Annotated in this window: 9 protein-coding genes; 7 read left to right on the top strand and 2 right to left on the bottom strand. The window is 43.6% G+C overall.

The window, feature by feature from the left end:
• Positions 1–34: 34 nt before the first annotated feature.
• Positions 35–2,236 (bottom strand): glycoside hydrolase family 3 N-terminal domain-containing protein, encoded by a 2,202-nt coding sequence (locus QZ135_RS02240; RefSeq protein WP_294605558.1) that lies wholly within the window; start codon positions 2,234–2,236, stop codon positions 35–37.
• Between the two features lie 16 nt (positions 2,237–2,252).
• Positions 2,253–3,692 carry a sialate O-acetylesterase gene (locus QZ135_RS02235; RefSeq protein WP_294605556.1) on the bottom strand — a complete coding sequence of 480 codons (1,440 nt, stop codon included), beginning with the start codon at positions 3,690–3,692 and terminating at the stop codon, positions 2,253–2,255.
• A 429-nt stretch (positions 3,693–4,121) separates the two neighbouring features.
• On the opposite strand from QZ135_RS02235, the gene radA reads away from it, so the two are divergent.
• The 7 genes from radA to QZ135_RS02200 all read left to right on the top strand — a co-directional run bounded on the left by radA (position 4,122) and on the right by QZ135_RS02200 (position 14,873).
• Positions 4,122–5,489, top strand: coding sequence for a DNA repair protein RadA (radA, locus tag QZ135_RS02230; protein WP_294605554.1), 1,368 nt, complete (start codon positions 4,122–4,124; stop codon positions 5,487–5,489).
• A 35-nt stretch (positions 5,490–5,524) separates the two neighbouring features.
• A complete protein-coding gene (locus QZ135_RS02225) occupies positions 5,525–7,078 on the top strand; it encodes a hypothetical protein (RefSeq protein WP_294605552.1) in 1,554 nt (517 codons plus the stop codon).
• Positions 7,075–7,761 carry a hypothetical protein gene (locus QZ135_RS02220; protein ID WP_294605550.1) on the top strand — a complete coding sequence of 229 codons (687 nt, stop codon included), beginning with the start codon at positions 7,075–7,077 and terminating at the stop codon, positions 7,759–7,761. The genes QZ135_RS02225 and QZ135_RS02220 overlap by 4 nt, the downstream gene beginning before the upstream one ends.
• Positions 7,758–9,362, top strand: a complete 1,605-nt coding sequence (locus QZ135_RS02215) for an FAD-dependent protein (RefSeq protein ID WP_294605548.1) — start codon at positions 7,758–7,760, stop codon at positions 9,360–9,362. Before QZ135_RS02220 ends, QZ135_RS02215 begins: the two co-directional genes overlap by 4 nt.
• Before the next feature lie 289 nt (positions 9,363–9,651).
• Positions 9,652–10,233 (top strand): RNA polymerase sigma-70 factor, encoded by a 582-nt coding sequence (locus tag QZ135_RS02210; RefSeq protein WP_294605546.1) that lies wholly within the window; start codon positions 9,652–9,654, stop codon positions 10,231–10,233.
• A 116-nt stretch (positions 10,234–10,349) separates the two neighbouring features.
• Positions 10,350–11,294: a FecR domain-containing protein gene (locus tag QZ135_RS02205; RefSeq protein WP_294605544.1), complete on the top strand. Its 945-nt coding sequence runs from the start codon at positions 10,350–10,352 to the stop codon at positions 11,292–11,294.
• 282 nt (positions 11,295–11,576) lie between these two features.
• Entirely contained in the window at positions 11,577–14,873 is a 3,297-nt protein-coding gene (locus QZ135_RS02200; protein ID WP_308757849.1) for a TonB-dependent receptor, read from the top strand.
• The last annotated feature ends 14 nt before the right edge of the window (positions 14,874–14,887 follow it).

Raw genomic sequence — 14,887 nt, 5'->3', positions numbered from 1 at the left:
ATTTTTATCAAAGACTGTTTATTCACCGGAAAACTTAGTCCACAACTTCAAAAGTCAGTTTCCGACCACCTACCGACACAATAAATTCACCCGCCTCCAAAAAGCGTTTGCCCGTTGCATCCGTATAGCTCAAATCTCTCATAGGATCAATCTCAAACCGAAAGACTCTGCTTTCACCGGCCTTCAACGATTGTTTTTCGAAGAATTTCAGTTCTTTCATAGGACGGGAAATGCTACAAAACGGATCGGACACATACCATAGCACGGTTTCTTTTCCTTCCACCTTACCTGCGTTAGTCACTGTAACCTCGGCTGTAATCTTCTGATTCTTCTTGATTTTCAAGGAAGAAAGTTTTGCATCAGAGTAAGTAAAGGTAGTATAACTCAATCCATACCCGAACGGATACAAAGGTTCGGTAGGAATATCCTGATAATCCCCCATCGCTTCGAACGGACGGGCAGACTGCCGCATATTATAGTAGACCGGTATCTGACCTGTAGACAGAGGGAATGTCACTGACAACTTTCCGGAAGGATTCACCCTGCCCGATAAAATGCCTGCTAAGGGAGTTCCTCCCGCAACGCCGGGCTGCCACATCTCAATGATAGCTTCTACCTGAGGTTCCAATCTGATCAATTCAAGAGGGCGACCACTGGAAAGCACAAGTACAATAGGCTTATTCGCCTGCTTCAAATGCAAAAGCAACTTTTCCTGAATATCGGGCAAAGCAATTGTAGAGCGTGAAGCATTCTCTCCACTCCACTGTTTGGACTCACCTAAACATACCACTACTACATCGGATGCCTCAGCCGTTTTCAAGGCAGCGGAGAAACCCGATTCATCATTTCCATCCAATGCACAACCCTGCTCATAATCCAGCCGCACTTTATCACCAAATTCTTTCAGCATTCCTTCATAAATGGTCTCCACATCTTCGGCCTGACCTTTAAAAGCCCAAGCACCCAACAAATCGGAACGATCCTTGACCATAGGTCCTATCAACGCAACTCTTTTAACCGTTGAAGAAAGAGGCAACAAGTTCTTTTCATTCTTCAACAGCACCATTGATTCTTCTGCCAGACGCGCTGCCAAAGCAATATCCTCTTTCTGCAAATAACGTTCCTGCTCGGCCAGCTCTTTCGTATAAGGTTCATCAAATAAGCCCAGGCGAAATTTGACTCGAAGTACACGGGCAACCGCATCATCTATCTGCGAAATTTCTATCTTCTTTTCAGTAACCAACTGCTCTAAATATTCATAATAAACATTGTCACGCATATCCATCTCCACACCGGCATGGAAAGCCTTATACGCAGCTTCTTTGCGATCCTTGGCAACACCCTGATAAATCAGCTGCTCTATTGCATTCCAGTCGGATACGACAAAACCGTCATGCTGCCACTTATTCTTCAGAATTTCAGTTAAGATGTAATGGTTTGAAGTAGCCGGTACTCCGCTAATGTCATTAAAACTGCTCATAAGCGTGGCGGCACCTGCTTTCACACAGGCCTCATAAGGCGGTAGATAGGTTTCCCACAAGGCTTGGGGTGATATATCCGTATACCTGTAATCCCGTCCGCCTTCGGATACACCATAACCTACATAATGTTTCAGGCAAGCTGCGATAGAATACGGATCAGACAGTTTCTCGCCCTGGTAACCTTTTACCGATGCTACACCAAATACTGTATTCAGGTAAGGATCTTCTCCATAACATTCGGAAATACGTCCCCAACGGGGATCTCTCGCCACATCAATCATAGGAGAAAATGTCCAGTCGATACCCGACAATACAGATTCCTTAGCAGCCATCCCGCAAGCCTGAGTCACTAAATCAGGATTAAAACTACAAGCCTGTGCCAATGAAATCGGATACACTGTACGCAACCCGTGAATCACATCAAATCCAAAGAGAATGGGTATCCCCAGGCGAGATTCTTCCATTGCCTTACGCTGAATCCGGTTACGCAACTTCGGATCGGTATGGAGATAAATCAGCGAACCAATCTCCGCCGGAAGATTTTTCACCTCCGTACCTATATTATTGGGATTATCATTCTCCCCAAATGTATATTGATTCAGCTGAAGCACCTTTTCATGCAATGTCATCCGATTCAGCAAATCTTTCACTCTGGTTTCAACAGGCTGTCCCGCATCTTTATAAACCGGTTTCTGCGACCGGACAGATAACCACGGAAGTAAAGCCGATACGAATAAAATCAATAGTTTTCGCATAGTATCATGTTATTAATTAATCCCAATCATCAGTGCGGAAGGAGGATACCGGCAGACCGCCTGTACCAAATAATTCCGCCTTTACAAAATCCTTAAATGCATATCTCACAGCTTTAGGCTCTGCCACATACTTGCATGTGACTACCACAGTGCCTTTTTCTTCATCAATATAGGCATCCGCCTTATGGAATACCTTATTGTCTCCGGATATCTCAAACAGTTCCAAAGTCTTTCCATAGCTGGTAAGCCCATTAAATTGATTGTCAAAATGAATAATAGCCTTATTTCCCTCAACCTCCATTTTGCTGAAAGTCGGACTTTCTGCTTCAAATCCTTTCATTCCATAGGTTTTAGAGAGTGCCAGCATACCCAAACGGTCGCCCACTTCTTTTTTCCTCCTCGGATGGATCAGATATCGCTCTCCTACATCCAGCAGTACTGCCATTGCAGAGTTTGGAATTAACGTTAGGCACTGTCTTTGCGCTTCCCGTTGATAAGCCGAAACTTCCGGCCATTGAGGTGTGAAAAAGTTCCACTCTTTATAATCGTAAGGGGCAATCTGTGCATAATAGAAAGGTACTTCTCCCAATCCCCATGCTTCGCGCCATTTATTTACCATGGTAGCAACCGACGGAGCATAACGAGGCACATTGAAAATGTTGGATTCACCTTGATACCAGATAATACCTTTTATGCCATATCCCACCAGCGGATGAATCATACCATTATATAGAACCGTAGGCACATTACTAATCCACGGAGAAGTTTCATCACTCAATGGCGGTACGGGGATATCATCAAATTGTTTACAAGCTTCCGCATTCATCCACGCTTCGATGTTGGAGCCTCCATAACTGGCATTGATAATACCGACCGGCACATCCATATTGCGCTGTAAGAAATCTGCAAAGAACCATCCCACAGCCGTACATTCCGCTACATTCTCCGGAGAAGCCTTCACCCATTCGGCCTCAAAATGTTCCAATGGTTTATAGGCCGCTAAAGTAGGTATATTAATGAAATGTATTTGCTTTTTTGCTGAAGACAATATGGCCTCTGTAGATCCCAGTACCGGCTGGCAATAATATCCCTTCAACGGCATGCTCATGTTGGACTGTCCGCTTGCCAGCCATACTTCTCCCACGAACACATTCTGAAAGACTTTTTTCTTATTGGCAGTGACTGTCACCTCATAAGGTCCTCCGGCAGCAGGCGTAGGTACAGCTATCTTCCAGATTCCTTTAGAATTAACAACCCCTGTATATTCTTTATCAGGATTCCATGAAGTGGAAATAGTCACTTTCGTTCCCGGTTTTCCCCATCCCCAGAACGGATTATTTATTTTTTGCTGCAACACCATATTGTCACTGAAAATATCAGCAACCTTAAACTCCTGCCCTTCAGCAAAACATGCCAAAGCAAAAAGGAATACCAGATTTAATAATACTTTTTTCATCTATCAGATTTCTATTTATTTATGAATATAATTCTTTCGTAAGTCCACGCAAATATAGCGCTATAGGGTAAGAAGTGATAACATAAAACCACCCAATAATAACACAATACTCCACAATATGCTTTCTCGCTGTTCTAATCTGTTATAATCCACAATTTAAGCTCTACAAATACTCTGTCAGCCCGAAAAATTTTCGGACTATTCATAAAACTTGATACCTGAACAGTTCTGGTCAAAAGCTCTTTTCAGCCGTACCCGGTTCGCATTTCCTTCGCTTCTATAGAAGGATGAAAATAGCGAAGCAGATACGAAGAGAGTACGAAGGAGGTATAAAGGAGGTACGAGGTGGAATAAATTGTCCTGTTTTTCTGCCTCGTAAACAGCTAAATTCGTATCTTTGACAAATCATTCAGCAAGACATTTTCTTATATGGCAAAAGAAAAAACAGTTTATGTATGCACTAACTGCGGTCAAGACTCTCCGAAATGGATAGGCAAATGTCCGTCATGCGGAAAGTGGAATACGTATGTAGAGGAGATTGTGCGAAAAGAGGTAGTGAACAAACGTCCGGTATCCGGAATAGAAACCGAAAAGCCAAAGCCTGTCATTCTCAGCGAAATAGAAGCGGATGACGAACCACGTATCAACTTGCACGACGAGGAACTGAACCGGGTGTTGGGAGGCGGATTGGTTCCCGGCTCTTTGGTACTCATCGGCGGTGAACCGGGTATCGGTAAATCAACGTTGGTGCTGCAAACGGTGCTGCATATTCCGGAAAAACGCGTTCTCTATGTTTCCGGTGAAGAAAGTGCCCGCCAGTTAAAGCTGCGTGCCGACCGTTTGTCACAGAACCCCACCGATTGCCTCATTGTTTGCGAAACGTCATTGGAGCAGATTTTTGTTCATATAAAAAACACACGCCCGGATTTGGTTATCATCGACTCCATACAGACCATATCAACAGAAAGTATCGAGTCATCGCCGGGCAGCATTGCACAGGTACGGGAATGTTCGGCAAGCATCCTGCGTTTTGCCAAGGAGACGCACACGCCGGTGTTGCTTATCGGGCACATCAACAAGGAAGGTAGCATTGCCGGGCCGAAGGTGTTGGAGCATATCGTAGATACGGTATTGCAGTTTGAGGGTGACCAGCATTATATGTATCGCATCCTGCGCAGTATCAAAAACCGTTTCGGAAGTACGGCGGAGCTGGGCATTTACGAGATGCGGCAGGATGGATTACGGCAAGTCAGCAATCCGTCGGAACTACTGTTGAGCCAGGATCACGAAGGGATGAGCGGCGTAGCCATCGCCTCGGCCATAGAAGGGATACGTCCGTTCCTGATTGAGACACAGGCATTGGTGAGCAGTGCGGTGTATGGTAATCCGCAACGTTCGGCCACGGGATTTGACCTGCGGAGGATGAACATGCTGCTGGCTGTGCTGGAAAAACGGGTCGGTTTCAAATTGGCGCAGAAAGATGTATTCCTCAATATCGCAGGAGGATTGAAGGTGAACGACCCGGCAATAGACCTGGCAGTTATCAGCGCCATTCTTTCCAGCAATATGGATACGGCTATCGAACAGGAGGTTTGTATGGCGGGGGAAATCGGTTTGTCCGGAGAGATACGTCCGGTGAATAGAATTGAGCAACGCATAGGAGAAGCGGAGAAGTTAGGGTTCAAACGGTTTGTATTGCCTAAGTATAATCTGCAAGGGATTGACACGAAGAAGATTAAGATAGAACTGATACCGGTGCGGAAGGTGGAGGAGGCGTTCCGGGCACTGTTCGGATAAAGAGAAGAAGAAAGAAACAAACAATTAATAATACTATGATGAAAAAACAACTACATTATCTTTCACTATTAATCCTACTGTCGCTCTGCGGTTGCGAAGTAGCATTGCACGACAATTACGTGAAAACAGAGCCGCTTCCACTGGAAACTCCTATCGAAATAAATCTGGATGCAGAGCTAAACGATAATGGAGAATTCATATTAGTAGAAGATGTTGGCATAGGCTTTCGGATAAATACACCGGAGTCCAGATTCGTCTCTGCCTCTTTTTATATTGACGACAATCTGGTCTATGAATCAAACAGTTTGCAAGGCTGGTTTAAAGTTTTTAGAAGCAGTCTGGCAGAAAACTGTCTGGTGAAATGCAAGATTATTACAAAATCGTTAAGTCAGGGAGAAAGCATACGCGATCAAGCCTATGATGGACAAACGTATGTAGGTGAAATGAGTTGGCCTGCCCGCTTCGTCGTCCCTCAATTAACTTTCTATCAGCTACCCGAAGATATTTCACTGGATAATATCACGATTCGCTGGACATTCAACCTTTCAAACTATTACTTCAAAGTGATAAGCGATGGAGAAATTATGATTCCAAAGACTAAAGAAACCAGTATCACCATACCAACTCCTCCCTTTGGCACACATAAATATATGGAAGTACGGGTAGTGGATGAAGCCGGTAATGATTTTTTCCTTTCTTCAGCAAATTGGTATTACTATTCAGGACCTGGTATCCGCCTGAAAGGAGGACAAATGAGAAGTGTGTACAATTCCTACTCCAAAACTTTATATACCAGCGAATACGGGGAAGTGACTTCTTACTCCATCCCTTCCCTGAGCAAAATAAGCGAATATAATGAAAGCAGAACCAACGGAACTCCCATTGCCGCAGCGCCCAACTCTGACAAGATAGCTGTGGATTATTCCGATTTGGTTTGTATTTTCTCCGGAAAAGATTTAAAGCTTATTGCTGAGATTGATTATCCAGAAGCGTCTTATGCCCCCCAAAATATCCTGTTGACATCAAACAACAAGCTGATATTGTACTATAGCTATCTCTCAAAGGTTTATATTTATGATGCTGACAACGGGCAACTTGAGAAGATCATATCCCTGTCCGAAACCAATTTCTCCCCGGAAGACTATCGTAAACACTGGAACTACCAGATGAGCGAAAGCTACTTATGCGAGCCTATAATAAGCGGATTCTACCTCACGCCTTTGCAAAATTTCGAGAAGGGGAAATCGGTTTTCTATCCTCAGGATTATAATACTTACTCCTTTCATCCGGTTCATCCCCATGAACTTATAGTGACAGATACAAATAATAAAGTTTTTACCCTGGATTGCCGGAGTGGAGAGATTATCCGCACAATTGCCAAAGGTAGAAACTATACTTTCTGCAACATTGATCCGGTAACCGGAAACTACTTGTTCCAGACTGCTTCTCATATTGTTATTACAGACGAGAATGGAGAAGAATTATTCCGGCTGAAAAGTGAAGCCAGTAATCCTTACCTGACTGACAATATTCTGATTTGCTGGAATGGAACAGCCCTGAATGTAGAACCTTATCTGGAGAAACCATGAAAAAGATTATAATAGCATTAGCCTGCATGGCACTGGCAATAACCAATATGCAAGCACAGGAATTTACGCTGGAATATAACATCGGTTATGGGTTATATGGCATGTCCGACCTAAAAGGTGCACTGAAAGATGCAGCCGGCAGTGGCCTGAAAGGAGTCAAAACGACCGATAATTTTCCGGGAAACTTTACGCACAACTTCCGGGTTGGTATACAGCAAGAACAACATCAGATAGGCCTCACCTACAGCCATCAAAACACAAGCGGGCAGAATCATCTTGCCGACCCTACAGGAGAATATAAACTAAAAATAAAGAATACCGGAAACCAACTGGGAATATTCTACCGTTTTCACTGCCTGGAAGGAAAAATCAGCCCATACTTCGAACTGGCTAGCGGAATCGTTTTCAATAACTGCAAGATGGAGGAATACATTCGCGTAGACGCAGAGGTACAACAAGAAAAAAGCACTCTGGTCGGCGTCAACTTCTTTTTGCAGCCTGCCATAGGACTGCGCTACAAAATCACTACCTTTGCAGCCATTATTGCAAGTGTCGGTTACGAATGGGACCCCACCGGCAAATTACACCTGAAAGGGAATAAAGATATGAAGAGTTCTTATTATGCAGACTGGAGCGGGCTACGTGTCAGCGCAGGCATTGTTACTTATTTTAAAATGAAATGATACAAGAATACCAACTACGTGTGCTGCCCGAAGTAGCCGCCAACGAGCAACGACTGAAAGAATACCTCGTACAGGAAAAGGGATTGAACGCCCGGGACATCACCGCCGCGCGGATACTGAAACGCAGCATCGACGCCCGGCAACGGACCATCTTTGTCAACCTGACCGTACGGGTTTATCAGAATGAAACGCCCAAAGATGACGAGTTTCAGCACACCACCTATAATAATGTGGAAGGCAAACCGCAAGTCATCGTAGTTGGCGCCGGTCCCGGCGGCTTATTCGCGGCATTAAAGCTTATTGAGCTTGGGCTACGCCCCATCATCGTGGAACGCGGCAAAGACGTGCGCGAGCGTAAGAAAGACCTGGCACTCATCAGCCGAGAACACACCGTAAACCCGGAATCTAATTACAGCTTCGGTGAAGGAGGTGCGGGAGCTTACTCAGACGGCAAGCTCTACACCCGTAGCAAGAAACGTGGGAATGTGGATAAGATACTGAATGTATTCTGTCAGCATGGCGCTTCTACAGCTATATTGGTGGATGCACATCCGCATATCGGTACGGATAAATTGCCGCGTGTGATAGAGAATATGCGGAACACCATTCTCGAATGTGGCGGAGAAGTACACTTTGAAACCCGTATGGATGCCTTGATTATAGAAGGCGATGAGATAAAAGGTATCGAAACCCATACAGGGCAGACTATCCTCGGTCCTGTGATTTTGGCAACAGGACATTCCGCACGGGATGTGTACCGTTGGTTGGCCGCCAATCAAGTAGAGATTGAAGCTAAAGGTATCGCAGTGGGAGTACGTTTGGAACATCCTTCAGAATTGATTGACCAGATACAATATCATAGTAAGAACGGACGGGGGAAATATCTACCTGCCGCCGAATACAGCTTTGTGACACAGGTAGACGGACGAGGGGTATATAGTTTCTGTATGTGCCCGGGTGGTTTCGTTGTTCCCGCCGCCAGTGGTCCGCAACAGATTGTAGTAAACGGAATGAGCCCCAGTAACCGTGGCTCACGTTGGAGCAACTCAGGAATGGTAGTTGAATTGAGACCAGAAGATCTGGAGAACGAAGGATTGAAGATAGGAAATGGAGGAGCTGCCACACAGGATGACAGTGTTACCTATCCTCAACTCAACATGATGAATTTACAGGAGGCATTGGAATATAATTGCTGGCAACAAGGCAATATGCGTCAAACTGCTCCTGCACAGCGAATGCTGGATTTTACACGCAAGAAGCTGAGTTATGATTTACCGGAAACTTCCTATGCTCCGGGATTAATATCTTCTCCCCTACACTTCTGGATGCCATCGTTCATTACAGAACGACTCAGCAAAGGATTCCAACAGTTCGGACAATATAGTCGTGGTTTCCTGACTAATGAAGCGGTAATGATTGGTGTGGAAACACGAACCTCTGCGCCTGTACGCATTATAAGAGACAGGGAAACGTTGCAGCATGTGAGAGTGAAAGGATTGTTTCCATGCGGAGAAGGAGCAGGATATGCAGGTGGTATTGTTTCTGCCGGCATTGATGGGGAACGATGTGCAGAAGCAGTAGCTAACTACTTCAAGCTATAACAATTGTTTTCTTTCACGGTAACGTCGTTTACCCCAAATGGTAACTTCATTTACATGCCGGGGTAAAGACCGTTACATGCCGATGTAAAGAGCGTTACAATAAGGGGTAAAGGTCGTTACATACGGCGGTAAATGCTTTTACATAAAGGAGCAACTTGTCGGTAAATGCAGTTCGCTGATAGATAGCACATTAATAAAATATCATTATCAAAGCAAATGATTTTCCAACAGTGCATAAAGTTATATGGATGTTTATTGCTAACTTTGCTATACCTTTTTAATGTACATAATGAAAAGCACAACTGACATACCAATGAGCAATGCTATCGTAAATTCTTTTAATGAGATATACACTTCTTATTACAAGAAGTCATTCTTCTTTGCCAAATCATATGTTCATGATGATTTGGCAGCAGAAGATATTGCTTCTGAGTCGTTGATTAAATTATGGGAGAAACTAAAAACAGAACAGATCGACTATATAGAGCCTCTCCTACTTACCATATTGAAGAATAAAGCTTTGGACTACCTAAAGCACGAAGAAGTCAAACGCACGGCTTTTGAATCTATGGCCGATTGGCATCAACAGGAACTTTCTATTCGTATTTCAACTTTAGAGTCATGCGATCCCAATGAAATATTCTCGGATGAAGTGGAAAGTATCATCCGGGAAACATTGAAATTAATCCCTGAACAAACCCGACGGATATTTCTACTAAGCCGGTTCGAGAACAAGTCCAATAAGGAAATAGCCGAACTGATGGGGATTTCCGTAAAGGGAGTGGAATATCATATATCAAAAGCATTAAAGGCATTACGGATCACCTTAAAAGACTATCTTCCCCTGTTTTATTTTTTCTTCTATTATTAGAATCCCCGTGTTTCTACGTCATTCCAGAGTGCAAAAATGAGATTTCTTTCATTTTTTTCAATCTCCATTTAGGGTTGTCTTCTACTTAGTCGTTAATATATAAAATAGCATAAAGCATGAATACTGAATTACTCCAGAAATATATATCCGGCAATGCCACCGAAGCCGAAAAGCAGCACGTCACCGAATGGATGCAAGAAAGCCCGGAGAATATGCGTGAATACATGGCACAACGCAAGTTGTATGACATTGCATTATGGCGCACAGCACCGATTGCAGAAGAGAAAAGGCAACCCAAGAAGATATTCTCATTGCGCACACTATGGATAGAAGCGGCAAAAATCGCAGCAATATTTGCAGTCATTCTACTGGGTACACACTTTTGGTTCGAAAAACATTCTATAGAGCAAAGTGAATCACTTCAATCCATACACGTACCTGCCGGACAACGAGCCGAACTCATGTTGGCAGACGGCACTAAAGTATGGCTGAACTCGCTGAGTACATTGACTTTTCCGGGAAACTTTACCGGCGATATCCGAAATGTGAAGCTGGACGGTGAAGGCTACTTTGCAGTGACTAAGAATACAGAACAACCTTTCATTGTAGAAACAAACAAATGCAGCGTCAAGGTATTGGGTACAGAATTCAATGTAATGGCGTATGCAACAGACAGTATCTGGGAAACAGCACTGCTGGAAGGAGCAGTAGAAATCTTAAGCCCTGGTGCTACCATGAATGGGATGAAGTTGGAACCGAATACAATGGCCAGTTTGAAAGAAAACCGGCTGATTAAAGAACGGATTAAAGACCCGGACCACTTCTTGTGGCGCGAAGGCCTTATTTGCTTCAATAACGTATCCGTAAAGGATATGCTGGAAAAGCTAAAGCTATATTATGGAGTTGACATCGTTGTAAACAATACTAAAATACTGAACAATCGCTATACCGGCAAGTTTAGAACCGGAGATGGGGTTGAACATGTATTAAAGGTATTAAAGCTGAATAATAAATTCACCTACAAAAAAGATGACGAGAAGAATGTAATCACCATTAATTAACCCTCTAATACAATTTTGCCTATGAAGTAACACACCCCGAATAAAAAGAAATGGGACAGTGCGCCAACACCATCCCATGGATAAGTCAATTATGCATTGACTGCTTTTCCCTAATAATCTTAAGTATAAACCTAAAATTAGTAATGCAAATATATGAAAAATATATTGTATCAGGAATCTATTGTAGAAATTAAACATTTATTCCATATTATGAAAATCACAGCCTTAATCTTGTTTATATTTGTCGGAACTGCCTTTGCCACAGTAACTTATTCCCAGACGATGAAAGTGACTGTTGTGGCAGATAAGATATCGACAGATAAAGTTATCCATGAGATAGAAAAGCAGACAGATTATTTGTTCGTGTACAAGGTGAACGAAATCAATCTGAAACGCACTGTTCAGGTAAATGCAGAGAACAAATCGGTGGCCGAAGTGCTGAATAAAGTGTTCGAAGGAACTGATATTTATTATGCCATGGAAGGCAAGAACATCATGCTGATGAGTAAGGCAAAGGCAGGAGAAGGTAATCAGCAGGCCAATAAAATAAAGGGAGTTGTGAAAGACAAAGCCGGTATTCCTATTACCGGTGCAACAATCATTGAAAAAGGAACTGCAAACGGTACAGTCTCTGACCTTGACGGAAACTTTAGTCTGCAACTGAACAGCCAAGGAACGATAATCATTTCTTATATAGGCTATATCACACAAGAAATCAACGCAGACAAAAACCAAGAACTTATTATTGTATTAGAAGAAGACACTGAGACGCTGGACGAGGTAGTGGTAGTAGGCTATGGTGCCATACAGAAACGTTCGGTATCCACCGCAATCTCAACTGTAAAAGGTGGAAAGATTTCTGATATGCCGACATCGAATATATCGCAAAGTCTTGTAGGTATGTCATCAGGCATCACTTTACAACAAATCAGTGGTGAACCGGGTGCCGCACCGGCTATTCGCGTTCGTGGCTCCGGCTCTATCAATAGCGGAAACGACCCTCTATTCGTCATTGACGGCTACCCGACAACAGACGCAGAACTTTTCAACAACATCAACCCTGCGGATATTGCCGACATCCAAATATTGAAAGACGCGGCTTCATCTGCAATCTATGGTTCCAAGGCAGGTAACGGCGTAATTATTGTCACTACCAAACAAGGTCAAACAGGAAAAGCCAAAGTTAGTTTCTCCACACAGGTGGGATGGAGCGAAGCTCAAAGCTATGTAGATGTACTCGAAGCCAATGACTATATGGATATGATTATTGAAGCCCGTACAAACAACGGAACCATTCAAGACTTTCCTCAACTGGTTCAGATGAGAGAGAGCGGAAACTATACGAATACGAACTGGCAGGATGCCATCTTCCGCAATGCACTGAATTATAGAGGTAACACCACTATAACAGGAGGAACAGAAACCTTGAAATACAACTTCTCTGCAAACTACCAAAACGAAGATGGTATTTTACTGAACTCTTACTATCGCAGAACGGGAATAAAAGGAGGATTTGAAGCTAATCTATCCAAAAAGGTAAAACTTGGCGTAAACTTGAACACGACTTATAGTAAGAAACGCATTCAGCAGCCAACAGGTGGAAATACCGAAGATGTAACAGGTGTAATCGCCCAAGCATTATCAATGCCACCTATACTTCCTGTTTATCAGCCTAATGGGGATTATACTCAAATAGCACAGCATTATGCCGGCTTAGGCCTCAATAATCAACTCCGAAATCCCGTTGCGAATTTGATGGAAAATCGGAATGACGCATGGTCCATCCGCACGATGTCCAATGCTTATCTTGAAGTGAAGCCTATTAAGGGATTGACATTGCGCTCATCGATAAACTTCACAACCAACTCTGCCAAGAAAGACTACTACCAATCCGCTTATCTGCTGGGCAAGAAGTACACAGGCAACAAATCTACACCTGATTTAACCAGCATTGATGGCTATCGTATGTCCGGTTTCGGCTATAACACCTATTGGTCTACTACGGCGACTTACGATGTCATGTTCAACGAAAAGCATCACTTGAATGCCATGATTGGATATGACTTCGAATACAATAGCGACTTTGATGTGCAGCAGGATGATCGGACAGACTCCGATAACCCTATCGCCTATAACAATACATCCATCACCAATGTAAACGGCGCGGCACTGTGGACAGGGTCTTCCAATTACTCAAACTATGTGTTCGATGCCATGTTTGCACGTGTAGTTTATGACTATAACTATAAATACGTTTTTTCGGGTTCTGTCCGGCGCGACCGTTCCAGTAAGTTCGGACCGGACAAACGTGCCGGATGGTTCTACTCCGGATCATTGGCATGGAACCTAACGGAAGAAGAGTTTATGAAAAACATAAGCTGGCTCAATATTGCCAAACTCCGTGCCAGCTATGGGGTGACAGGCAATGATCAGATAGGCAACGACTACGCATGGATATCCAGCATTAGTTCCGACCCAAATGTGGTATTCGGCAATACAGCCATATCTACCTACTACCCCAGCGGCTATTCAAACAGGCAGTTAGGATGGGAAAAGAATAAACAGATAGATTTAGGATTCGACATCGGCATATTTAATGCTCTTAATGTCGTTGTGGATTTCTATAAGAGAACCAGTGACATCGTGATGCCGGCTAATATCCCCAACTTCAACGGTATATCAGGCAGCGTCTACATGAATGCCGGACAAATAGAGAATAAAGGTATAGAAATTCAAGTCTCCGCTACCCCATTCAAAGGAGAATTTTCTTGGGAAACAACACTCAGTTGGTCAAAGAACAACAATAAGATTCTGTCGCTTGCCAATAACCAAAACCAACTTGCCAACGCAAAAGCAGGTACCAAATGGAGCAATGTGATAAGGAACTACGTAGGACGACCAATGGGTGACATGTATATGCTCAAAGTAATAGGAACATTTAACACAGAGGAAGACTTGGCCAAATATGCCACAAACGGTACACAAGGCATTGGCGACTTAATTTTTGAAGACTACAAGAAAGATGGTACTATTGACGTCAATGACTATCAGTTGGTAGGAAACTATCAACCGGACTTCACCTTTGGCTGGAATAATACTTTTAAGTATAAAGACCTTGACTTGGCTGTTACTATCGACGGGCAATGTGGCGGTAATGTAATTTATGCGGCAGCACGCGCCTTCTCACTGAACCGCTACGATGACAATGTGCTGGCAGAGTCCGGGCTGGGGCGTTGGATATCACCAACTAATACCGGAAACGGTACATCGCACAAAGCCGGTACTAACAACTTGGGCAGCAATATCGGACCCTCCACAAGATACCTTTATGATGCGGACTTCCTGCGTATCCGCAATATATCCCTCGGATATACATTGCCAAAGAAGTTCTGTAAAACAATAGGTATAGAGGGGTTGCGCATCAGTGCCAATGTACAGAATCTGTGGACTTTTGATAAATATCCGGGGTATTCCGTGGAAGCAAACTATGAGGGAAACTCCGCCACAAACAATGGTGTGGACTTCGGTGGGTATCCCATCTCACGCACCTTTACTTTCGGCCTTAATTTTAACTTTTAAAAATAACGTAGTAG

Source organism: uncultured Bacteroides sp. (assembly GCF_905207245.1).
Lineage (GTDB): Bacteria > Bacteroidota > Bacteroidia > Bacteroidales > Bacteroidaceae > Bacteroides.
Note: the sequence above shows the minus strand (reverse complement) of the source record. Positions and strands in the feature narration are given on the sequence as shown.

Coding starts and splice junctions, on each gene's coding strand:
- QZ135_RS02215 (WP_294605548.1), top strand. CDS start 7,758: ATGATACAAGAATACCAACTACGTGTGCTGCCCGAAGTAGCCGCCAAC.
- QZ135_RS02240 (WP_294605558.1), bottom strand. CDS start 2,236: ATGCGAAAACTATTGATTTTATTCGTATCGGCTTTACTTCCGTGGTTA.
- QZ135_RS02205 (WP_294605544.1), top strand. CDS start 10,350: ATGAATACTGAATTACTCCAGAAATATATATCCGGCAATGCCACCGAA.
- QZ135_RS02200 (WP_308757849.1), top strand. CDS start 11,577: ATGAAAGTGACTGTTGTGGCAGATAAGATATCGACAGATAAAGTTATC.
- QZ135_RS02225 (WP_294605552.1), top strand. CDS start 5,525: ATGATGAAAAAACAACTACATTATCTTTCACTATTAATCCTACTGTCG.
- radA (WP_294605554.1), top strand. CDS start 4,122: ATGGCAAAAGAAAAAACAGTTTATGTATGCACTAACTGCGGTCAAGAC.
- QZ135_RS02210 (WP_294605546.1), top strand. CDS start 9,652: ATGAAAAGCACAACTGACATACCAATGAGCAATGCTATCGTAAATTCT.
- QZ135_RS02220 (WP_294605550.1), top strand. CDS start 7,075: ATGAAAAAGATTATAATAGCATTAGCCTGCATGGCACTGGCAATAACC.
- QZ135_RS02235 (WP_294605556.1), bottom strand. CDS start 3,692: ATGAAAAAAGTATTATTAAATCTGGTATTCCTTTTTGCTTTGGCATGT.